The 22,311-nt window shown below is 55.9% G+C and carries 21 protein-coding genes; 10 read left to right on the top strand and 11 right to left on the bottom strand.

Translation table 11 applies throughout. The annotated features are described in order from the left end of the window. Window position 1 precedes the first annotated feature (1 nt). From ACZ1G5_RS15065 to ACZ1G5_RS15055, 3 genes are all read right to left on the bottom strand, one after another. Entirely contained in the window at window positions 2–343 is a 342-nt protein-coding gene (locus ACZ1G5_RS15065) for a copper resistance CopC family protein (protein ID WP_472733617.1), read from the bottom strand. Window positions 344–370: 27 nt separating this feature from the next. Further along, window positions 371–805: a c-type cytochrome gene (locus tag ACZ1G5_RS15060; RefSeq protein WP_472733616.1), complete on the bottom strand. Its 435-nt coding sequence runs from the start codon at window positions 803–805 to the stop codon at window positions 371–373. Between the two features lie 73 nt (window positions 806–878). Continuing rightward, window positions 879–1,628: a MauE/DoxX family redox-associated membrane protein gene (locus tag ACZ1G5_RS15055; RefSeq protein ID WP_472733615.1), complete on the bottom strand. Its 750-nt coding sequence runs from the start codon at window positions 1,626–1,628 to the stop codon at window positions 879–881. 110 nt (window positions 1,629–1,738) lie between these two features. Here ACZ1G5_RS15055 and cueR point away from each other — a divergent pair, with 110 nt between their 5' ends. Further along, window positions 1,739–2,122 carry a Cu(I)-responsive transcriptional regulator gene (gene cueR, locus ACZ1G5_RS15050; RefSeq protein WP_472733614.1) on the top strand — a complete coding sequence of 128 codons (384 nt, stop codon included), beginning with the start codon at window positions 1,739–1,741 and terminating at the stop codon, window positions 2,120–2,122. A 67-nt stretch (window positions 2,123–2,189) separates the two neighbouring features. On the opposite strand, the gene ACZ1G5_RS15045 is transcribed toward cueR, so the two are convergent. The 3 genes from ACZ1G5_RS15045 to ACZ1G5_RS15035 are packed head-to-tail and all read right to left on the bottom strand — an operon-like array spanning window position 2,190 to window position 4,143. Beyond that, window positions 2,190–2,741 carry a methyltransferase family protein gene (locus tag ACZ1G5_RS15045; protein WP_472733613.1) on the bottom strand — a complete coding sequence of 184 codons (552 nt, stop codon included), beginning with the start codon at window positions 2,739–2,741 and terminating at the stop codon, window positions 2,190–2,192. Beyond that, window positions 2,738–3,373: a cation efflux transmembrane domain-containing protein gene (locus ACZ1G5_RS15040; RefSeq protein WP_472733612.1), complete on the bottom strand. Its 636-nt coding sequence runs from the start codon at window positions 3,371–3,373 to the stop codon at window positions 2,738–2,740. Before ACZ1G5_RS15040 ends, ACZ1G5_RS15045 begins: the two co-directional genes overlap by 4 nt. Beyond that, a complete protein-coding gene (locus ACZ1G5_RS15035; RefSeq protein WP_472733611.1) occupies window positions 3,373–4,143 on the bottom strand; it encodes a transglutaminase-like domain-containing protein in 771 nt (256 codons plus the stop codon). The genes ACZ1G5_RS15040 and ACZ1G5_RS15035 overlap by 1 nt, the downstream gene beginning before the upstream one ends. 72 nt (window positions 4,144–4,215) lie before the next feature. Here ACZ1G5_RS15035 and ACZ1G5_RS15030 point away from each other — a divergent pair, with 72 nt between their 5' ends. From ACZ1G5_RS15030 to ACZ1G5_RS15015, 4 genes are all read left to right on the top strand, one after another. Continuing rightward, window positions 4,216–4,632 (top strand): MerR family transcriptional regulator, encoded by a 417-nt coding sequence (locus tag ACZ1G5_RS15030; protein WP_472733610.1) that lies wholly within the window; start codon window positions 4,216–4,218, stop codon window positions 4,630–4,632. A gap of 264 nt (window positions 4,633–4,896) precedes the next feature. Next, complete coding sequence (locus ACZ1G5_RS15025; RefSeq protein WP_472733609.1) at window positions 4,897–5,793, top strand: glucosamine kinase nucleotide-binding domain-containing protein; 897 nt, start codon at window positions 4,897–4,899, stop codon at window positions 5,791–5,793. Continuing rightward, on the top strand, window positions 5,783–6,940 hold the full coding sequence (nagA, locus tag ACZ1G5_RS15020; RefSeq protein ID WP_472733608.1) for an N-acetylglucosamine-6-phosphate deacetylase: 1,158 nt from the start codon (window positions 5,783–5,785) through the stop codon (window positions 6,938–6,940). The genes ACZ1G5_RS15025 and nagA overlap by 11 nt, the downstream gene beginning before the upstream one ends. 62 nt (window positions 6,941–7,002) lie before the next feature. Next, window positions 7,003–8,004, top strand: coding sequence for a hypothetical protein (locus ACZ1G5_RS15015; RefSeq protein ID WP_472733607.1), 1,002 nt, complete (start codon window positions 7,003–7,005; stop codon window positions 8,002–8,004). Between the two features lie 192 nt (window positions 8,005–8,196). On the opposite strand, the gene ACZ1G5_RS15010 is transcribed toward ACZ1G5_RS15015, so the two are convergent. Further along, a complete protein-coding gene (locus ACZ1G5_RS15010; RefSeq protein WP_472733606.1) occupies window positions 8,197–9,417 on the bottom strand; it encodes a Hint domain-containing protein in 1,221 nt (406 codons plus the stop codon). A gap of 348 nt (window positions 9,418–9,765) precedes the next feature. After that, a complete protein-coding gene (locus ACZ1G5_RS15005; protein WP_472733605.1) occupies window positions 9,766–10,182 on the bottom strand; it encodes a VOC family protein in 417 nt (138 codons plus the stop codon). Window positions 10,183–10,331: 149 nt separating this feature from the next. Here ACZ1G5_RS15005 and ACZ1G5_RS15000 point away from each other — a divergent pair, with 149 nt between their 5' ends. From ACZ1G5_RS15000 to ACZ1G5_RS14990, 3 genes are all read left to right on the top strand, one after another. Continuing rightward, window positions 10,332–11,894, top strand: coding sequence for a hypothetical protein (locus tag ACZ1G5_RS15000; RefSeq protein ID WP_472733604.1), 1,563 nt, complete (start codon window positions 10,332–10,334; stop codon window positions 11,892–11,894). 167 nt (window positions 11,895–12,061) lie between these two features. Continuing rightward, window positions 12,062–13,354, top strand: a complete 1,293-nt coding sequence (locus ACZ1G5_RS14995) for an O-acetylhomoserine aminocarboxypropyltransferase/cysteine synthase family protein (protein ID WP_472733603.1) — start codon at window positions 12,062–12,064, stop codon at window positions 13,352–13,354. 109 nt (window positions 13,355–13,463) lie between these two features. Beyond that, on the top strand, window positions 13,464–16,325 hold the full coding sequence (locus ACZ1G5_RS14990) for a hypothetical protein (protein WP_472733602.1): 2,862 nt from the start codon (window positions 13,464–13,466) through the stop codon (window positions 16,323–16,325). A gap of 3 nt (window positions 16,326–16,328) precedes the next feature. Here ACZ1G5_RS14990 and hppD read toward each other — a convergent pair whose 3' ends face one another. Beyond that, window positions 16,329–17,423, bottom strand: a complete 1,095-nt coding sequence (gene hppD / locus ACZ1G5_RS14985; RefSeq protein ID WP_472733601.1) for a 4-hydroxyphenylpyruvate dioxygenase — start codon at window positions 17,421–17,423, stop codon at window positions 16,329–16,331. A gap of 132 nt (window positions 17,424–17,555) precedes the next feature. Between hppD and ACZ1G5_RS14980 the strand changes: the two genes are divergently transcribed. Beyond that, window positions 17,556–18,011 carry an Lrp/AsnC family transcriptional regulator gene (locus ACZ1G5_RS14980; protein WP_472734354.1) on the top strand — a complete coding sequence of 152 codons (456 nt, stop codon included), beginning with the start codon at window positions 17,556–17,558 and terminating at the stop codon, window positions 18,009–18,011. On the opposite strand, the gene ACZ1G5_RS14975 is transcribed toward ACZ1G5_RS14980, so the two are convergent. Beyond that, window positions 18,012–19,250, bottom strand: coding sequence for an MFS transporter (locus ACZ1G5_RS14975; RefSeq protein ID WP_472733600.1), 1,239 nt, complete (start codon window positions 19,248–19,250; stop codon window positions 18,012–18,014). A gap of 167 nt (window positions 19,251–19,417) precedes the next feature. On the opposite strand from ACZ1G5_RS14975, the gene ACZ1G5_RS14970 reads away from it, so the two are divergent. Further along, window positions 19,418–21,295: a cation:proton antiporter domain-containing protein gene (locus ACZ1G5_RS14970; RefSeq protein WP_472734353.1), complete on the top strand. Its 1,878-nt coding sequence runs from the start codon at window positions 19,418–19,420 to the stop codon at window positions 21,293–21,295. On the opposite strand, the gene cobT is transcribed toward ACZ1G5_RS14970, so the two are convergent. Beyond that, window positions 21,292–22,302 carry a nicotinate-nucleotide--dimethylbenzimidazole phosphoribosyltransferase gene (gene cobT / locus ACZ1G5_RS14965; RefSeq protein ID WP_472733599.1) on the bottom strand — a complete coding sequence of 337 codons (1,011 nt, stop codon included), beginning with the start codon at window positions 22,300–22,302 and terminating at the stop codon, window positions 21,292–21,294. The two genes, ACZ1G5_RS14970 and cobT, sit on opposite strands and share 4 nt — an antisense overlap. Window positions 22,303–22,311: the final 9 nt, after the last annotated feature.

The raw sequence follows: 22,311 nt of genomic DNA, 5'->3' as shown, positions 1-22,311 counted from the left end.
GTTATTCGACAGTGAAGCTGAAGCTACCGTTCAGGGCATGGCCATCGACACCAAGCCCGCGCCATTCAACCACATAGGTTCCCGCACCCATGTCGTGCATCGGCAACGCAAACCCCTGCGTGAAGGCCGTTTGTTCGCCAAGGTCCATGTCCATACTGTGGGTGTCGGCATGTGTGATCGCGACCCGCGTCAGGCGGATGTCACCTTTGAAGTTCATCAAGACTTCGGTCGGCATCTCTGTGACGATGGCCTCGTTAGCTGGTGTCGTTGCGTCTAGGGGCGAGTGTGCCATCGCACCTGTCGCCCAAATCCCGATCATGCCTGCGAGTAGAATAGCTTTCATTGTTGTTTCCAGTCTTGTTGTTGGAGATCAGTTGATCCCGTTGGCACGTTGCAGTTCTCGAATGTAGGCAATGATCATGGTGACATCGCCCCGTGTTACACCCTCAACTGGCGGCATGTCGCCAAACGGCCAGTGGTGGCCCCTAACGCCCATGGCAGCAGCCCTTTGGAAGGCTTCATCACCGTGATGGCTTGGCTCATAGATAACGTGGACCAGCGGCGGTGCGACGCCATCTTGGCCCGCCGCATTCAGCCCGTGGCAAGCCGCGCATTTGGCCTCATAGGCGAGTTGCCCGATCTGGGCATTCTGCGACAACGTGTCAGGCAGCAGGACATTTGCAAGAACTCCGTCTTCCATGGCGATGGCAGCGTTTGTCGTTGTGGTGTGCGGTACTGTGGGCCACATCGCGTAGCCCACACCACCTGCAACCAGAATAGCAGCAATAGCGATAGTCGATTTCATTGAAGGCACTGCTCCTCACATCTTTCTGCCATCGCTAAGCCTTCCAGTTGGTGGAGGGTCAAACGCTTTTTTATCACAGCTTTGAGAGCATCCAGATTGCCATACCGATCATCATCAGGTTCTCGGTAAGCGACACGAACCCAAGTGGAACTTTGCTGTCACCGCCGACACAGGCGCACTTGAGTTCGCGTTTGTCGATGTAGACCGCCTTGAACACACTGATCGCGCCGATGCTTGCCACAAACAACGCGGCTGGTGCAGACAACCATGTGAGAACGCCCGCCATCATGAGCAGCCCCGCACCCGTCTCAACAAACGGATAGATATATCCATATCGAACCCACCGCTGAGCCAACAGGTCATAATTCAGGAACATGGTGGCGAACCGTTCAACATCTTGCAGTTTCTGTAGACCCAACAAGACCATTGAAATCGAAATAAACAACTCAACCGTCCGCCCTGTGAACATGGTGCCAAGGATGAGCCAGGTGACTGCAACAGCCATCAAAGCAGCAACCATGAACAAGGCAACCACGGGCTTATAGGTCGTGGCATCTTCAGCCTTGGTGGTTTTCCCAAAGTATGCATTCAGATCATCGAAGCCACCAATGCGGGTTTCGCCTATGAATGTCTGTGGCGTCGTCTTTACATCATGCTTGGCTTTGAACGTATCAACCTCGTCACGGCTGGTGAGGTGGCGATCATCAACTTGAAAGCCCTGACGTTCCAGCAAGTCTTTCGACTTCAATCCGTACGGACACATGTGATCGGTCATCACCATCCGATAGAGGGTCGCAGTTTTGGTGGCGGTATCTTTGGGCATGGTCATACTTTCCTTACACAGGTGCGGCCATCCTTTCGAACGGCACCCTTGAAATTCATTCATCATCAACCTAATCTCTCCAGTAACTGGAAGGTCAAGAGGTGAGTTCGGTGAATATTTCGGCTGCATCAAAGGCTGCGGGTCTCCCCGTCAAAACAGTGCGTTACTACGCTGACATTGGCCTCGTTGAGGCTCCGTCGCGTTCTGAAGCAGGGTATCGCACCTATGACGATGCTTCTGTGCGAAAGCTCTTGTTCATCCGAAGATCACGCGAGTTTGGCTTCACCATCGAAGAGTGCCGTGAACTACTCGGACTATACCAGGATCAGGACCGCACCAGCGCAGAAGTGAAACGCATCGCATCCAAGCGTTTGGAAGAGATCGAAGAGAAGCAACGTGAACTTCAATCGCTTCATGATGAGTTAGCTCACCTGGTGACATCTTGCCGTGGTGATCATCGCCCCGATTGTCCGATCATCGATTATCTCGGTTAACCGTTGATCTCAGCCAAAGCCTTTGGGTCTTGGATGAGCGCACAATGGTCAACGAGTCCCTTACGCTTCATAGGAACCTCCTGACCTTGGTAGCGTAATCGGCATATTGCTCACCGTAGGTCCGTCTCAACCAAGGCTCTTCCGCAAATGGGGCTACGATGAGAACCGATACTGACACCAACCCGATCACGAATGCCGAAGGCGATGCTGACAACATGACCCACCCCAAAACGATCATGATATCGGATACATATTGCGGGTTACGGGAATACCGATACAGCCCTCCTGTCCGTAGCACCCCAGAAGCACCACCAGTTTGACCGACGCCAAACTTCAGCACTTCCGACCACACACCCAGATTGCCAAGGGCGATCAACGCCCCTCCTAAACCGTATCTGATCGCAGCGGGAATGGTCCAAGAACCCCACTCCATTACACCAACGCCAATCATGGTGCCGAACAGGGTGAACGTTGGCACCCAAACCAAAATCGGTGTCAGTGTTGTATATTGCTTCGGAGGCCACAGTCGGTGTTCGGGATAAGCGATGGACCAGACAATCGCTGCCAAGGTCCCGAACGCAATAACGATCCCCATGGTGGTAAACAGAACGACCATCATGTTGCCCCATGGATGTGCTTCATGGCATCTCGTCGTTCCTGCAACGCCTGACGCACGATCTGGAACGCCGACGACAGGAACAACGTAGCCATGATCCCTGCAACGATCAGGTCGGGCCAACCTGTCGCGGTCCCCCAGACGCCGAAGGCGGCAAGGACAACAGCCACATTGCCGATGGCATCGTTGCGTGAACACAGCCAGACCGATCTGACGTTGGCATCTCCGTCCTTGTATCGAACCAGCAGGAGAACGCTGGCCAGGTTTGTTGCCAGTGCCATAACACCGACGACCCCCATGATACCCGCTTCAGGCACTCCAACGTAGAAAACGCGGTAAAGGGTCGAGCCGAAGACCCAGAGGCCCATCAAGAGGAGGCTCAACCCTTTTGCCAATGCAGCATTCGTGCGCACCTGTATTGACGCACCGATGACTGCTAATGAAATGCCGTAGGTCAGGGCATCGCCTAAGAAGTCCAAAGCATCGGCCTGAAGGGCCTGAGATTTGGCATAGTGACCCGCCGACATCTCGACCACAAACATCGTGGCGTTCAGGGCGATGACGATCCATAGGCGGCGTTTGTAGTCAGCAGATACACCTTCGAACTTGGCTTCGTGTCCACAGAAACCCGACATCACATAGCCTCCTTCACATTAGGCTGTTGAGGGGGCAATGCAGTTGCAGGACCGTTAGGGATGGTCGGCACAAGGCCACGACGAAGGCGTTCCACACGTGCGTTCATCCAGTGGCGGATCACGAGTCTATACAGCAATCCTTTGATGCCACGCAGTTGCCGATGTTCCGCGTAAAAAGCATCTGGTGATGCGAATATTCCAAAGTCGGCGTTGATCCCCCTTCTCTGGATATACGTGTCCTGCCCAGACCATCCGACATCAGGGGCATGGAGGTTGTCCGTGCCAGCACCATAGGCACAGATGCTATCCTGATCAGGGAAAGCTGTTTGCAGGGCAGCCAGAACGGCATCATCAAGGATGAAGCCCTCAAGGGTGACCCAACTCCCGTCCAACAGAACTTCCACCCAAGAGTGCAGGATGTTGGTAGGTGCAAGGGGGTAGACGATTTCGGGAACGATACCACGTTGCAGAGACTTGTGGATCGTGAAGCCATGGAAGCGGCACGGCAAATCCATGGCCCGCAGCAATGCCATTAGTAGCGTGGTCTTTGTATTGCACTGACCGTAACCGTCTCGCAGCACGTCAGAGGCTGTCACCGTGTCATCACTGTTATAGCCAAATGCGATTTCATTCCTGACAAACTCATATGCGGCTTCTGCCCGTTCAGTGGGTTCAAGTTTGGACCACCCACGATCTGCAATCAGTGACTGGATCGGGCCTGTCGAATAATCAAGGAGTAGGGTCTCTTGGGTCGTTGGATCAGAGGACATACGAATCGCCTTTTCTTTGTGTCCCACCGTATCTACAACCTCTAGTGACTAGAGCTTCAAGAGGTAAACCGCATGTTTTCTATCGGGCAGCTGTCAAAGCAAACAGGTGTGAAAGTTCCTACCATTCGATACTACGAACAGGTTGGATTGCTGGTGTCCGCAGGTCGCACCGAAGGAAATCAACGACGGTATGACAAAGAGGGTCTGGAACGGCTGGGCTTCATCAGACATGCCCGTGACCTCGGATTCTCCATCGAAGCCATCAGCGCGTTGATTGATTTACAGCAGCATCCTGACCGCTCCTGCCAAGAGGCCACTGAGATAGCACAGGACCAACTAGCCGATGTCCGTGAGAAGCTGCTAAGGCTCAAGGCACTGGAAACCGAACTGGTTCGCATCGCAGACGGATGCGATGGGGAAGGAAATTCGGAAGAGTGCTATGTTCTGGCATCGTTGGCCGATCACCAACACTGTCGTGGCGACCATTAACAATCGTATAATTTCGATACATTAGGGTAAAAATTCGATACAAATTCCCACCCACTCAGTGAAGACTGATATATAAATCAATGAATTTAAAAACGTTTTTCCCTCACAACTAAGGTGCTGAATTTGATTCCAGGGTCGCCCACCATTTCATGACCATATGCATACGTGCATTGTTTGCGTTGTCAGCGGCAAAATTGCCGTCTGGCGCAATCATTCCTTAGATTTCAAAATTGTATCAGGTCGCAGTTGTGCTAACCGTTGCCTATGCGGGACTTGCCTTCACACTACATCTTTACCGTTGATGGCGGTGGAACCGGGTGCCGGGTCGCCCTTTTTGATCGAGGTCACCGTGTCGCACAGGCGCAGGGCGGGCCGGCAAATGTGTTTTCGGACGCCGAGGCCGCGTTGGCGAATGTGCTGGCCGCCATCAACGAAACAGCAGTCCAAGCGGGCCTGACAGCGCAAGACATCGCAAAATGCGCAGCACATGTCGGACTGGCGGGCGTCATCAGCCGATCTGACATAACACTGGTGCAGGCCGCGATGCCATTTGCCCATATCTCGGTAACGGATGATCGGGCGACGCTGGCGCGGGGCGCACTCGGCACTGCGAATGGCCTCTTGATCTCTGTTGGCACCGGGTCCTTTGTGGCGGCACAGTCAGGCGGACGCCTGCGATATTTTGGCGGGTGGGGCTATCACCTGTCCGATCAGGCGTCCGGCAGCTGGCTGGGACGGGCTGCCTTGGAGCGCACCGTGCTTGCCTGTGACGGTGTGGTCGCGCATTCCGGCATGACCCAGCATCTGTCTGAACACTTCAACACCAGCCTTGTGGAAATGGTCCGCTTTGCAAAAACAGCGCGCCCCGGCGATATGGCGGCCTTTGCGCCGGCTATTGTTGAGGCTGCTGAAAAGGAGGATCCCCACGCTACCGCATTGATGCGGGAAGGCGCCGACTACCTGATGTCATGCGTCAGAACGGCTGCATGCGAAACGGGATCGGTCCTGTGTTTGGCGGGCGGCCTGGGTCTGTCTTACGCACCTTACCTGCCGGGAGATATCCAGTCACGCATCAAGCCTCTTGCGGGTGATGCATTGGATGGTGCCTTGCAACTTGCAAAGGTACATTTGGCCAAGCAAGGCGTCCAACATGGCGGCTGATATGACAAAAATCGCGTTCACTGGGGCCACGGTCTTTGACGGGCAGCGCCTGCACCACAACGCGGCATTGCTGTGTGATGGCCCTGCATTTCATAGCATTGCCCCAGTGGACCAAATTCCAGCCGAATTTCACGTGGACCACTGCGAAGGTGGCATGATTGGGCCGGGGTTTGTTGATCTACAGGTCAATGGCGGTGGCGGGCTCATGTTCAACGACGCAACAAGCGTTGCCGGATTGACCACCATCGCGCACGCACTTGCGACAACCGGAACCCGGGCCTTCATGCCGACCCTGATCACTGACACTGCCAACCGCACTCAGGCCGCGGTGATCGCCGTGGAACAGGCCATTGCGGCAGGCGTTTCAGGGGTGCTGGGGTTGCATCTTGAGGGGCCCCATCTGGCCGTCGCGCGCAAAGGTGCGCACGAGGCGTCCCTAATCCGACCGATGGAAGAGGCTGATGAGGCACTACTGGTCGACGCAGCCCGACGCCTGCCAAACCTGATGGTCACCCTTGCCCCGGAAAGCGTCACCCAAGAACAGATTGCGCGCCTGACCCAAGCAGGCGTCATCGTATCGCTGGGTCACACTGATTGCAGCTTCGCGGCGGCGCGGGACGCTTTCGCCGCAGGCGCGTGCTGCGTGACGCATCTGTTCAACGCCATGAGCCAGATGCAAAGCCGCGCCCCCGGTCTTGTCGGAGCCGCCTTGAACACCCCGGGAATATTTGCGGGGTTGATTGCCGACAATATCCATGTGCACGCCAGCGCGATAGCAGTTGCGCTGGCGGCCAAACAATCGCCGGGCGCAATTTTTCTTGTGACCGATGCAATGGCAACTGCCGGGTCAGACATTGATGTCTTTACCCTGAATGGCCGCAAAATCATGCGTCACGACGGTCGATTGACCTTGGAAGACGGCACGTTGGCGGGGGCCGACCTGGATTTTCCAAAGGCCATTGGTGTGCTTGTCAACGAAGTCGGCGTTGCGCCTGAACAGGCCTTGGCTATGGCGACATCAATCCCGGCGCAATGTCTGAGGCAATCCGGCAGTGCGGGCACCTTCGTGGCTGGACAGCCCGCAAATGCGATCCGGCTTGGACCAGATTTCACGTATGAGGGCCCCGTCGCATTTCACGGAGCGTGACAGTTGCGCCTAAGGTGCGCTAGCAGATAGATAGATAAGCGCCCAACCCGATCGGACCCGACATGGCTAAACCCCAAAAGCCTGACGCCAGCTTTAACATCATGATCGTCGGGCAAGGCGGACGGTTGGAGTATGAGGCGCTCTTGTTCGCGGCCTCATTGCGCGCTTATTCACCCAAATTCACCGGACAACTGTTTGTGGCAGAGCCGCAGCCCGGCCCGTTGTGGGATCGCGACCCGCGCATGTCGGACGCGATCAAGGCGCAACTTGCCGGAATGGGGGCGCAGGTTGTGCCATTTCAGTCCGAACATTTCGGGCAGTCCTATCCCCAAGGCAACAAGATCGAAGGGCTTCGCGTCCTGCCCGCCAATCAGCCGTTTGTTTTCTTCGACACCGACACGTTCATCACCGGTGAATTGGCTGACGTCGCCTTTGACTTTCGCCGGCCTGCTGCTTCAATGCGGCGCGGTCCCACATGGCCCGTGGAAGAGCTGTACTGGCCGGGCTATACCGCGATCTGGAAGTCGCTCTATGACCGGTTTGAACTGGAGTTTGAAAGCTCACTCGATCTGACACAGCCCGACGAATATTGGGAGCGTTACCTTTACTTCAACGCGGGATGGTTTTTTGGCAATGATCCCGCCGAATTTGCTGCGCGATTCACCGAATATGCGATCAGCGTGCGTGACGACCCGCCGCCTGAACTGGTAATACAACCCCTTGATCCTTGGCTTGATCAGGTCGTGTTGCCACTTGTCATTCACCGGCTCGCAGGCGGCCGCCCGGGGCCGGAACTGCACGGTTTGGACGGTAATGTGACCTATCATTATCGGGTATTGCCGCTATTTTATGCGACGGCAAATGATCAGCAAGTGGCGATGCTTGAAGAGGTGACAGCCCCCAATAAGATCAAGAAACTGCTCAAACTGCACGAGCCGTTCAAGCGCATGGTTTATCAAAAGCGCGGCCATAAAGTGCGCGCACTTTTTGACCGCAACAACTTGCCGCGACACGAAAAAGCAATCCGAAACCAAATCAAATCGGCCGGACTGTGGATGCGGTAGGGTGAGAAGTCGCTCCGCGAACGAGGAAGCCGTTAACCTTCGCGAAGCCGATGGCGGCTTTGATTGTCCTGCGATTGCAGAAAAAACAACACTATGTGGTTTGCGGACAATCACAGCGATTAATTGTTCTGGTTTTGGGCCGGCAGGAACAGCCATTCACCAATCGAGGCGCAGTTGACCAATAGCTGTTGATCAATTTGCGTCTGCCTGTCGCGTTTGTGCCTCAGCACATAAAGGTTGCACGTTCTTTATGTGCCGAAAGGCCAATTTGCGCGCTCGCTTGCCCGAGACGAGTAGACATGCTGAACTAAAATCACTGTTTCCCAGCGTTTCCGACTTGGTCCGATAGATTGCGCAAATCTCTGCAATTGCCTCAGGGCTTAGAATTTTCAAAGTCTCCGGCCCCAGAAATAGGCTTTCGGCGGGAACACCTTCTGCCAATATCACTTCATGCGTATTAAACAGAATGTGAAAGTAGGTCACCCCAACACAATCGGGGACGAGTGTGACCCCATCAATTTCCAAAAGGTCTTTTGCCGGAACCAGAACATCGGACTGCCCAAACATGCGCTTTGCAATTCGCGAACTTACCAACAGACGGTGCTGTTGTGAAACGCGTAGATCGCGCTTGGGCAGTCCCCGCCCAAGCGCGTCTTGTTTGACGACGACAGGCCAGAGTTTTGGATTTTGGCGCAGCTCATCCGCCGACCACGGTTGCGCCCAAATCCATTTGATCTCGACCAGTCGCCCGTCATACGTCTTTAATAGATCACCTGGTTTTAGATGATCAATCAGCACAGGGGCCCCTGCCGTCTCAAACAGGGTACCATTGGTAAAGCAAATATTCGTGGTACCCGGAGTGGGAGTTTCATTGTTTACAAATACATCTGCTCCATCTGGCGCCCGCTGTATTGAACTGCCATCAACGTCTGAGCCGAAGTTTTCCCCGCTTCCCGACCGTGTCGCCGTCGCCGAGAAGCCAGCATAGGTTGTTGGGTCATCCAGCGCGTCACCGTTATACCTCGCCGAGATGTATTGATCATTGGCCGGATCAAACACGACAACATTGTCGCCGCCATTATTGATCACGGGACTACCCCGATCAGCATAAAAGAACAGATCACCTGCATTGCCCGTCAACGGCACGGCCTCTGATCCGGTCATTACCATCGCATGCCCGCCGGGTTGCAGGATTGTTCCCGTTGGAAAGGTAAACCAATTTCCGTTACCCGCGTCCCAAAGCTCCAGCCCGCCGATATCAATGGCCACCGAGGAGGTATTCAGGAGTTCGACAAATTCGTCTTCATCATCAAAAGAGCCGTCGCCATTTGTATCAAAGCCCGACGTTGCAGATGTATTGGGGTCCGCAAGTATTTCATTGATTACTATGCCGCCAAGAAGTGTATCTGCCATCAATCTCCCCTTGCCTTTAGTTTAGATAGCAGTTTCCACCATAGCGCAACAAAGTCGCTCTTTAGCAAAGACGGGAAAAAGGGAGAGATTGGCGCAAGAAATACAAACGACGCAACTTCCTGCGTTGCTACTATCCAATAAGTAAAAATTGCGACCCCATCAATTAGGCCGGTCTTTGACAAGATACATCGCAAAGCCAGCGGACCAGACCAACAGCAGCTTTGGGAATATTTTCTACGGCGGTTTTGGTCTACTTTCCAAGACGGATCATTGACGCGCAGCGCAGCATCCGAAACTTCGGGCTCACGCTAGACATCCCCACTTTCCTGGCTTTCATGCGTACCGCAGCTACCCGGCCGCAAATACCCCCGCCATATCAGCGTACCCCTTTACCTCAATCGGATTACCCGATGGGTCGCGGAAAAACATTGTCCATTGTTCACCCGGTTCCCCTTTGAAACGGACCGACGGCGCGATGATGAAATCTGTCTGCCGCTCTTCCAAACGACCGGCCAGCGCAGTCCAGTCGTCCAAAGGCAACACAATGCCGAAATGCGGCATGGGCACCATGTGATCACCAACCTTGCCTGTGGCTGTTGTCGTGAACGGGGTGCCCAGATGCAGACTGAGTTGATGCCCAAAGAAATCAAAATCGACCCAAGTGTCCGTTGATCGTCCTTCCGTTGCGCCCAATGCGCCGGAATAGAAGTCCCGCGCATCGTCCAAGTCCAACACATGAAACGCCAGGTGAAACGGATGCGGCATGCTTTGTCCTTTGTGGGCTGTCGCTGTTCGCCGAAATGCTAGCGTGGGAGTGCGACTAGGTAAATCGCGTAAAATCTGCTAAATCTGGGGTGCCCACACGCCATACGTGGGTGATCCTTTTTTTAACAAGTACATATCAGAGGTTTATTATGGAAATCGAAACACTGAACAATGAAGTCAACGTTGCCGGCGGCGCTGAGAAATACTACGGCAAAGGCTTTCAACATCTCGACAGCCAGTTCTGCGCAGTGTCCCCCTTTACGCCCGAGTCAATCACGGCCGCAGACCAAGATCGCACACCGGCACTGAATGAGGGAAGTTTCGGCTTCGACATCAGTGTCTCCGAAACAAAATCTGAACTGATCAAAAGTCTCGATTTGAAGGCTGATGCGCATGCAAAGGCCTGGGGGTTCAAGTTTTCGGGCAGCGCAAGCTTTCTCCAAGATATCAACATGACTGCGGAAACGTTGGCGGTATCGATCACCGCACACCGTGATCTGGGGCAGCGTTGGCTGGATAGCGGAAAGCTGGTGTTCACCGAGCATGCCCAGCAGCTGATCAGCGACAACGACAATTTTCGCGAATTCTATGGAACCTATGGAGGCTATTTCTGCGTTTCATACTCTCGCGGTGGCTGGGTCACTGTCCTGCTTATGAAAGAATGCAGTTCGGTAGAAGAGAAGACAAAAATGAGCGCTTCTCTCAAAGCTGAAAGTGCCACGGCGGGCGGAAGTGTGACCGCCACAAGCAAGTTCGCAAGCAAAATGGAAAGCTCGGGATTTACGTTCAAGCTGCATGGCGACGGGCACTCACCCTTACCGCCCACAGAGTTCACAGCCGACAAGTTGGTCGATTGGGTCGCAAACCATTGGTGGGTTGACCTCACGCCCGAGAACGCAGCGATTACCGGCATGGCATTTGATAATCTTTGGCAACTTCCCGGTGTCAGCCTTGACTACGCTGATTTCTTGCAGGGGCCAACGCAGAATATGACAGAATTGACAGAGGCAAAGATCGCTTGCAGCTCAATCAACCAAGAGGCGGAAATTCTGAGCAAGGATTTGCGTCAGAATGCCGATTTCCGCAAGCGCTGCGCAACGCTGGCTGGCAAGTCGGGGGATGCGGTTAAGCTTTTGGATAACTATATCAAGACGGTACCAAACGCTCTTAATCGTGAACCAACGCGAACCGTGCTTGATGGTCACGAGTTGCCCGCCGATATGCAGACCGATTTGGACAAGCTGCGGTCCGAAGCGGACAAGCGCGAGGTTGTTGGCAATGGCGATAGCTTCTTTCTCAAGACAACCGGCGAAAACAACCATTTCATCAGCACCGTCAAACATGGTCAGGTGATCATGAGTGCGAACAAAAGCAAGGCGACTAAAGTCCGGTTTCACACCGACGGCCTTCCGATACGGGTTGGCAATACTTTCCGGCTCGCCCTTCCCAGCATGAAAGGCAAGAAGACAGTGAGTGCGCCGGGCCGCGATGAATGGCTCAGGATGTCCACGGGAAAAGGCAAAGACCGCACATGGCGCATCATTGGCAAGAGAGACAAAGACGCGAGCACCGATATCTACTACGGCGATCGTATTATGATCACCAATCTGCAATATACCGACATGACGATCAAAAGCGCCCCGTCAGACGGTAAGTCCTTGGGGATGGCAAAGGGGTTTACGTCCCACTACCTTGAGATCGTCAAACCCTAGCGTCCGGTTTGCAAACGCATGGCGCTCTGGGCTGATACACCAGCCGCAAGCGTCATGCGTAACATCATTAAAGACCATCCGAAGTCGTCAATTTTGCTAGGCCCCGTTGAGTACGCCTGCCTTTCCGCCTACACGTTGCGTCAAATAATTTCAAAGGGAGACCCGACATGACCGATGGCCCAAGCTATGGCTTTGATACGCTGCAAATTCACGCAGGCGCGCGCCCTGATCCGGCAACAGGTGCACGCCAGGTACCGATTTATCAGACAACCGCTTACGTGTTCCGCGATGCAGACCACGCCGCCGCTTTGTTTAACCTGCAAGAAGTCGGTTATATCTATTCACGCCTGACCAACCCAACGGTGGCCGCGTTGCAAGAACGCATCGCAACTCTTGAGGGCGGTGTTGGCGGTGTGTGCTGTTCTTCCGGCCACGCGGCCCAGATCATGGCGCTCTTCCCGCTGATGCAGCCGGGGCGCAACATCGTCGCCTCCAGCCGTCTCTACGGCGGCACGGTCACGCAGTTCAGCCAGACCATTAAACGCTTCGGCTGGTCCGCGACGTTTGTGGATTTCGACGACCACGCTGCAGTGAAAGCCGCGATCGACGATGACACCCGCGCGGTGTTCTGTGAGGCCATCGCCAACCCCGGCGGACATATCACCGACCTTGATGCGATCTCGGCCATCTCGGATGAGGCGGGTGTTCCGCTGATCGTGGACAATACATCTGCCACGCCATACCTTTGCCGTCCGATTGAACATGGGGCGACGCTGGTTGTGCATTCAACCACTAAATACCTGACCGGGAACGGCACCGTCACTGGCGGTTGCGTTGTGGACAGCGGCAAATTCGACTGGGCTGCCAATGACAAGTTCCCAAGCTTAAGCGAACCAGAGCCCGCCTATCACGGCATGAAGTTCGCCGAGACCTTCGGCCCTCTCGCATTCACCTTCCACGGCATTGCCATTGGTCTGCGCGATCTGGGCATGACGATGAACCCACAAGCGGCCCACTATACGCTGATGGGGATTGAGACACTGTCACTGCGGATGGAACGGCACGTGGAGAACGCGATGAAAGTCGCCAAATGGCTCGAGGATGATCCCCGCACGGATTACGTGACCTACGCCGGCCTTGAAAGCTCGCCCTATGCGCATCTTGTGCCCAAGATTTGCCCCAAGGGTGCTGGTGCCTTGTTCACGGTTGCCGTCAAAGGCGGGTATGATGCGTGCCTTAAGCTGGTCGATAACCTGGAAATCTTCAGCCATGTCGCCAACTTGGGGGATGCGCGCAGCTTGATCATCCACTCCGCGTCCACCACGCACCGCCAGCTAACGGCGGAACAGCAAGAGGCCGCAGGCGCAGGTCCGGGCATCGTGCGTTTGTCCATCGGGACCGAGGATGTCGATGACATTATCGCCGATCTGGATCAGGCACTGGCCAAGGCGACTGCCTAACCAAAGGATACCCGCGCACGCCCTTGGCGTGGGCGGGTTTCTGCTATAGGGTTTGCGCGTGGGGGCAAAACGCGTTTTGCCCATGTAACCAACATGCTAGAGCGTGCCGATGATCACGAATTTTGCGCTATCGCTTTCGTTCGATGGAATTGAAATGCTGCACCGGGTGCCACGCGGGTGGCGCCGGGTTGGTCGTGTCGATGTCGAAAGCGAAACGCTGGACGCCGATCTGCGTGAATTGCGTGAAAAAGCAGAAGCAATTGCGCCTGATGGACTGCGCACAAAACTGATCATCCCGCTAGATCAGATCAAATACACTGCCATCGACAGCACGCAAACCACGCAAGACGATATCAATGCAGTGCTTGAAGGCGCGACGCCTTATGCGCTGGATGAATTGGTCGTTGACTATGAGCGCTTTGGCGGGCGCACACATATCGCTGCCGTCGCACGCGAAACGCTGCAAGAGGCAGAGGCCTTTGCCGCCGCACACAGGTTCCGCCCCGTTGCCTTTGTTGCGGTTCCAGAACCCTTTACCTTCCAAAAAGAAGTGTTCTTTGGGCCGACAGACATGGCCCGTAGTCTGGTCGGCAAGGATGCCGTTATTGAACGCGATCCGCTGCCTGTCATGGTTGTCGGTACACGCATCAAATCGCGGCTTCTGGTGTTTGATCTTCCCCAAGAGATAGAGGAAGACGTCTATAAAGACGATCTTGCCGAACTGCTTGCCCCGAAAGATACGATGGCGTCACTCGTCCGAGAGGAGATTGGGAAAGGCGCGTCTGACAGCACCGAAGAACCAGACGTCGAGGATGAAGTTGAACAGGTCGAAGAGGGCGCAGAAGACCTCGCCCAAGATGACCTGCCAGAAGCGGCATTTGCCGAAGACAGCACCGAGGTCGCGCAGGACGCAACCAAAGAACCAGTGGCCGAGGTTAGTGATGAGGTCGCCGAAGCTACCTTTGAGCCCGATGACGAACCGCTCCCCGAATTTTCGTTTGAGCACGAGGCAGCAGAAGCTGCGCCTGAAATCGAAGAAACTGAAGACACAGCGCCGGTATCCGCAGAAGAACCAGCAGCCGTCGCAGAAACGCCTGCCCCTGAGGCGCAAGAGATCTGGGTAGATGCCATTCCGTCGGAATATCATCCCCCTGTTGTCGAACCTGCCGTCGCTCAGTCACCGCAAAGGCCGCTGATCCCGGAAAACCCGATATTTGCCGCCTTGCCGCTGCTTGACAGCATAATCCCCGAATACCACCCAAGCCCGCGCAAGAAGAAAAAGCCAAAGTTGGTGGCATTTTCCGGGGTTGGATCAAAGAAAGCGCCAAAGCTCGGTGCGATGGCCCCGACCAAAAAACGCGCATCGCAACAGGATGCCCGCCAACGCACCACCAAGCCCGCATTGATCGCAGCCGGTATCGCGGCAGCAGCCGTATTGATCGGAGGGCTGATCTGGTCCCAGCAAGACACCACAGATGCCGCTGTTGTACCCGAAGCGCACCCCGTCGCAACGACCGCCGAGGCGCAAGAACCCGTTGTTGTTGAACCAACACCCCAAGCCGCACTAGGCCCCGGGCCAACCATCCCCGATATCACGATCACAGACTTTGGTCAGGCAGATGCGAATGAGCGTCCGCTGCCATCTTTGACGGCGGAAAGCACGATTGGGGGTGTCACAGCGCCTGACATCATCGCTGCCGCGCCTGCGGATACTGCAATTTCGGAAATTCAGGCACCACCTGCCCCGCCGATACAAGAAACAGCGCAGGCCGAAGTCGGTGCGCCTGTGCTGCGCGGTCAGGTTCTGAGCCCGGATGAAGCCGAACGCATCTATCAGGCCACCGGTGTTTATCAACGCGCACCGCGCTTCTTTGATGTCCCCAATGGCATCTTGCTGCTGGATTTTCTACGGCCCCAAGGTGACACGCCCCCAGACCGTATTGCGCAACCTGACATGCCCCTGTTGGACGGGCTGGAAACAGACCTCAGCTTTATTTCACCGGCCAACCCGCCGGCACCCGAAGTCGCTTTCCCGCGCGACACAAACGGATTTATCCTGGCCACACCGGAAGGGACACTGACGCCTGAGGGTGCCCTTGTGATTGCAGGCTTGCCTGATTTGACGATCACACCACGCCCCACGCTGACCCAAAGCGATCTTGACCGTATGGCGCTGCTGGCCCCCGCACCAGAGGGTGTGATCATCATTGCCGGTCGCCCTGATCCTTTGCCGCCATTGCGTCCAGCGAACGCCCAACTGCCTGATATCGCAGACATTGCCGACGATGCTGTAGCAGATGTGCTGAACGAGGTTGCATCGGACGATGACACCATCCCCCCCGGCAGCGTTGGCATCGCCAATCTGGAATTGCAGGACAGCGGTGCGGTCGCTTTGGATCCTGAAGTCGTGGAGTCCAATGCGATCATTGATTTACGCCCGCAGCTCCGTCCGCAAGGGTTGGCACCCGCCGTCGACCCCGGCACACCTGATATCACAGATATCCTTGCCGGGATTGAGGTTGACGATGCCACACTCCGCTTTGACAACAGCACAGCGCTGGCCGTTGTCCTGTCGCCGCGCCCGGACCGGCGACCTTCGAACTTCAGCAACGTCGTCGCTGCGGCGCAGGCCCGCCAACAGGCCCCGCAGGCAGCACCCGCCCCTGCCGCAACCCCTGCCCCGGTTGTCGCAGCAGCACCAGTTGCACCGCAGAACTTTGCCCCGGTCCCGGGTGGTGTCGCGCGGGCAGCAACTCAGGAGGACGCCATCAGCCTGAGGGACATCAACCTGATCGGTGTCTATGGTCGCCCCAACGCCCGCCGCGCCCTCGTGCGTCTGAGCAATGGGCGCTATGTGCGGGTTGAGGTCGGCAGCGCGCTTGATGGCGGACAGGTCACAGCGATTGGCGATGATGCTCTGAACTATGTCAAGCGCGGGCGCACCTTCGCCATTGAGCTACCGTCGGGCTAAGGGCTAGCCGGCCTTCAGCACGCCGCGATCAATCTGATCGGCTTCGATGCTTTCAAACAATGCTTTGAAATTGCCTTCGCCAAAACCATCGTCACCCTTGCGTTGAATAAACTCAAAGAAAATCGGCCCAATCACCGTCTTGCTGAAAATCTGCAGCAAAATCCGCGTTTCACCACCGTCAACGACACCTTCGCCGTCAATCAGGATGCCATGTTTCATCATCCGGTCTTTGGGTTCTTCATGGCCAACCACGCGCGATGTGCTGAGGTCATAGTAGGCCTCGGGTGGCTTGGGCATGAACGTGATGCCGCGTCGTGCGATCTCATCCGTCGCATCGTAAAGGTCATGCGCGCCGACAGCGATATGCTGGATCCCCTCGCCATTATAACGCTTGAGGTATTCGACGATTTGGCCGGTTTCACCGCGATCTTCGTTGATCGGAATGCGGATCCGACCACAAGGCGATGTCAAAGCCCGCGATAGAAGTCCCGTGAACTTCCCTTCGATGTCAAAAAAGCGGATTTCCTTAAAACCGAACAGGTCGCCATAGAACTTGAACCAGACGTCCATATTCCCCTTGTGCACGTTGTGCGTCAGGTGATCGAGGTAGTGGAAACCAACACCAGTGGGATGCGCGTCAGAGATCCAATCGAACTCTTCGTTATAGGGGTTCGCTTCATAATACTGATCAATGAAGTAAATCAGGCTACCGCCAATTCCCACAATGGACGGCGCGTTCATCGTCTTGCCTGCACCGTCATACGGGATCGCCCCTTTGCTGACGGCATGGTCAAAGGCATGCTGCGCATCAACGACCCGCCACCCCATTGATGGCGCACAGGGACCATGCGCTGCGACGAATTCGCGCGCGTGGCTGCCCGGCGCGTTATTGATAATGTAAGTGATATCGCCTTGCTGCCAAAGCTGGATATCCTTGGTCTTATGCGTCGCGGTGTGGGTATAGCCCATCTTCGAGAACAACTCTCGCAGTGTTTCGGGTTCTGGATGGGCGAATTCGACAAACTCGAACCCGTCAGTCCCGGTCGGGTTTTGTGCAGTAATTTCGGATTTTGGTGCGTCGTGTGGGAAAGGGCCCATGGGTGATCTCCTACATATCTTGGAGACGATAACCCAATATACTCGCAAAATTTGCGCGACATGATATCGTTTCACTAGAATGTATGCGCGTTACGCGCACGTTATTTCGAATTTTTGAGGATTTCCCGCATGATATTGGATCCCGCTGACCGCAAAATTCTTGCAGCTTTGCAACGCGATTCCACGCTAACCGCACAAGAGTTGGGAGAGGCGTTGCACATGTCCCCCTCGCAAGCGGGGCGTCGCAAACAACGCCTTGAGGCAGAGGGCTATATCGCCGGCTATCGGGCCCATCTGGCGCCTGAAAAGGTGGGGCTCAGCGTGCAGGGGTTTGTTCAGATTGTGATGGCCACGCACACCGAACAGAACGCACGCGACTTTGTGCAGCTGACCAAAAGCAGGCCCGAAATTGTCGGTGCATGGACATTAACCGGTGAGGCCGACTACCTCCTGCGGGTCTATTGCACAGACCTTGCCGCGCTCAACTTGCTGGTCCAACAGGTCTTGCTGCCCCACCCTGCTGTCAGCCGGGTACAAAGCCAGATTGTCATGGAACGCGTCAAACCGGACGCCCCGCTTCCGCTTTGATCAATAGACCCGGCGCAGCTGAAAACTGCGTCGGGCCACGAAAAACATGACAACCCCACCCGCAACGAAAGCGGCACCGTATGAAAACATGGATGCGATCGCGGCCCCGATAAATGGGGCGGTCAAAAGCGCAAAGGTGTTCAACGCTTCACTCAAGGCCGTGATCCGCCCGATCTGGCCGGGCGCGACATGGTTCTGGATCACGGTGCGGTACGGCACGATTGTCAGCGCCGAACAGAACCCCAACACCGCAAAAATACCCGTAAAGACCCAAATACTGATCGGTACCCCAAACTGATGAAGCAAATCAAAAAGTCCAAGTGCAATAACCATCAATGCCCCGACCCCAGCGCCCAAAGTGACAAGCACGAAGGGCTTATTGTGTGTTCTTGCCGTCCCCAGAACCAGCGCGCCCAACACACCGCCTGCCCCCACGGCGGCAAGTGTAAGCCCCAGCACTGTCTGCGAAAATCCAAGGTTCCGGGTCAGCGGAGCGATCAGCGTGTCGTAGAAAAACATCGCAAAATACCCCGCGCCCATCAACATCAGCGCCGGCCGCAAAACCACCGATCCGTTGACAATCATCAAGCCCAATTTAACCTCGTCCCACATCGACACTTTGACACCTATCGCCGCATCAGGCCGTGGGATGGCAGGCATTCGCAAGAAAAGGGCGACCGCCAAAAGTGAGACCCCCACATTGACCAGAAAAATTGACTGAGGGGCCATCCAGATCAGTAACGCACCCCCCAGCGCAGGGGCGACAATCTTGGCCGTCTGATTAATGGCATGGCTCTGTCCATTCACGCGCATGCGGTTGTCGTCGTCACAAAGCGCTTGGATGGCGGCCTGTTTGGCAGGCGTGAAAAAACTGTCAACGACGCCCCGCAAGAGAACAAAAAACAACAAAACGGGCCAGTTGGGCGCAAAAACCAGCGCCGCCGTCATCGCGGCACGGCCCAAGTTGCTCAGGATCAGCACCTGTCTGATATCCGCCCGATCAACGGCGACACCAGCAAAGACGCCGACCAAAAGATAGGGCGCACCAAAACTGACGGCGAGCAGCGCAAAAACGATAGGATCAGCCTGCCATACGTAGGCCAACAAGGCACCGATCGCGACAAAGTCCAACCAATCGGCGAAGTCAGCCGGGACTTGGGCGATCAGCAATGTGCGTAAAGAACGCTTTGTTTCGGGCCGCGTCATCAATGAACTTTCATACTCTTCAGAACGCGTCACCGTCGTCTCATCAGTTTTGATATCACCAGACAGGGATGACAATTCACAAACTGGTCACTTCTCAAAGAAATTTTGACCGTTACACTGGTATGTAACAATCACAAGATGAACGTCAAACGTGACCGCTGTTCGGAACAGGACCTCGCGGCATGGGGCAGATCGGCAAAATGGACAGCTTCTTATTTCAGGCGACAATCTATCTGGGTGCCGCAGTTATTGCGGTACCACTGGCGGCGCGAATGGGCTTGGGGTCAGTTCTTGGGTACCTGCTGGCCGGTATTCTGATTGGCCCACTCACCGGTCTGGTCGGCAGCGAAACCAAGGATTTGCAGCATTTCGCTGAATTTGGCGTTGTGATGATGCTGTTTCTGATTGGTCTGGAACTGGACCCGCGCGCACTTTGGAACATGCGCCTGCGGCTTTTGGGTTTGGGTGGGTTACAAATATCGCTGACGATGGTGGCAATCAGCGGCTGTAGTCTTGTCCTGGGGTACGATCTGTCAACGGCCGTCGCGATCGGCATGATCTTTGCCCTGTCCTCGACCGCGATTGTTTTGCAGACGCTGACAGAAAAAGGGCTGATGCAGACCAGCGGTGGGCGGGCCACCTTTTCCGTTCTGCTCGCGCAGGATATCGCTGTCATTCCAATGTTGGCCTTACTCCCCCTGCTCGCCGTTCCAGCGGTGTTGCAAGCCGCGGCCGATGGATCGCTCACCCGCACAGCCGTCGAACACGGTGATGGTCACGCAGCGACGCTAAGCCTTGTCGAAGGTTTGCCGGGCTGGGGCGTGACGCTTGTGACGCTGGGCGCTGTTATTGCTGTCATTCTCGCCGGTGTTTTTCTGACCCGCCCCGTGTTTCGCTACATCCATCAGGCGCGCCTGCGCGAGATGTATACAGCACTTGCCCTGCTGATGGTTGTTGCGACCGCCGTGCTGATGACATTGGTTGGCCTGTCGCCCGCTTTGGGTACTTTTTTGGCCGGTGTTGTTCTGGCCAACTCAGAATTCCGGCACGAACTTGAAAGCGATCTGGCACCGTTCAAGGGGCTTTTGCTCGGCCTTTTCTTTATCACGGTGGGGGCTGGGATCGATTTTGAACTTTTGTTTGCTGAGCCAACCAGCATCATAGGCGTCGCTGTCGCCGTGATGCTGATCAAGGGGCTGATCCTTTTCGGGCTCGCCGTCCTGTTCAAGCTGCACAAGAAGGATATTTGGCTGTTCACCCTCGGGCTTGCGCAGGCGGGCGAGTTTGGTTTTGTCCTGATTTCATTTTCACTTCAGCAAGGTGTGTTGACGGGGGCGCTGGCGGGGCAATTGCTGCTGGTGACCGCACTGTCGATGCTGATCACACCGCTACTGTTCATTATTTATGAAATGATCATCCGCCGGATGGATGACACCGAAGAAGCGGCGCATGACGAAGTTGACGAACAAGGCACCGTCATCATCGCTGGCATCGGGCGGTTCGGTCAGATCGTGAACCGGCTGGTCCAAAGTGCAGGGTTCCAAACGGTTGTGGTCGATAACGACCTCAGCACAGTGCAGATGATGCGCAAATTCGGATATCGCGGCTTTTTTGGGGACCCGACCCGGCCTGACCTGTTGAACGCAGCCGGTTTGGAGGATGCCAAAGTGCTGGTTGTCGCCGTCGATGACCGTGAAGCGGGCAACAAACTGGTGCGCTATGCCCGCAAGGCCCGTCCGGACCTGCACATCATCGCACGCGCGCGCGACAGGGTGCACGTGCATGAACTTTATGATGCCGGCGCGAATGATATTGTCCGCGAGATGTTTGACAGCTCTTTGCGCGCCGGGCGTTATGCGCTGGAAAATCTGGGATTGTCAGATTTCGAAGCCGCCGAACTTGAACAGGCGTTCTTTCAGCACGACCGCAACGCCCTGCGCGAATTGGCCGAGCTTTGGCGTCCCGGTGTTCCGATCACAGAGCTGCCCGACTATGTGGCCCGCGCCCGCGCGTTGAACAGCGCGCTTGAATTGGAACTGACCGCGCGCCAGCAGGCCAACGAACAAAGGTCGGACTAGCCGTCGCTGACCCCGGCTTCGGCAAAGGTTGCCATCCCGGAGTGGCAGGCCACAGCACCCTTTAGCACGCCAATTGCGAGAGCGGCACCTGATCCTTCGCCCAACCGCAGGCCCAGCCGCAACAATGGTTCTTTGCCCAGCGCATCCAGAAGACGCTGATGCGCGCCTTCGGCACTAAGGTGCCCGGCAACGGTGTGATCCAACGCGCCATCCACTGCCTTGTGTAGCGCGGCAGCGGCCGCACAACAGATGAACCCGTCAAGGATTACGGGGATCTTATGGTGGCGTGCCGCAGCAATAGCACCCGCCATCGCGGCCAGTTCGCGCCCGCCCAGACAGCGCAATACCTCAAGCGGGTCAGACGTGGCGTGTCGTGCCAGACCCCGCCCAACGATGTCTGTTTTGCGGGCCAGACCGTCATCGTCAACACCCGTGCCTCGGCCCGTCCAATCGGCGGCATCACCGCCAAGAACGGCGGCAGCAACGGCTGCGGCGGAGGTCGTATTGCCGATCCCCATTTCGCCGGTGACCAACAGGTCTGCATCGGGATCTACGGCGTTCCAACCGGTTCGTAACGCATCGACAAATGCGTCTTCGGTCATCGCAGGCGCCGTTGTGAAGTCGGCTGTCGGTGTGTCCAGCGCCAATGGGTAGACATCCATCTTCGCCCCGAACGCTTTGGACAATTGATTGATCGCCGCGCCGCCATGTTCAAAGTTCGCGACCATCTGCCCGGTCACCTCCGGCGGGAAAGCCGAGACGCCTTGCGCACAAACACCGTGATTGCCAGCAAAGATAATCACCTGCGGCGCGTTGATCTGCGGTTGCGCATCGCCGCGCCAGCTTGCGTACCAAATCGCGAGGTCTTCCAATCGGCCCAGCGCGCCGGGCGGCTTGGTCAGTTGGCCGTTGCGGTCTTGTGCGCTCTGAAGTGCCGCCGCATCTGGTCCGGGTCCTTGCGCCAATGCATCGCGAAAGGTTGAGATACTGGTAAATGGTGCTTGCATCGCGATCTT

It is taken from the genome of Yoonia sp. JB2-21 (assembly GCF_055693545.1).
The sequence above is the reverse complement of the archived record's forward strand: the minus strand, read 5'-3'. Positions and strand labels throughout refer to the sequence as shown.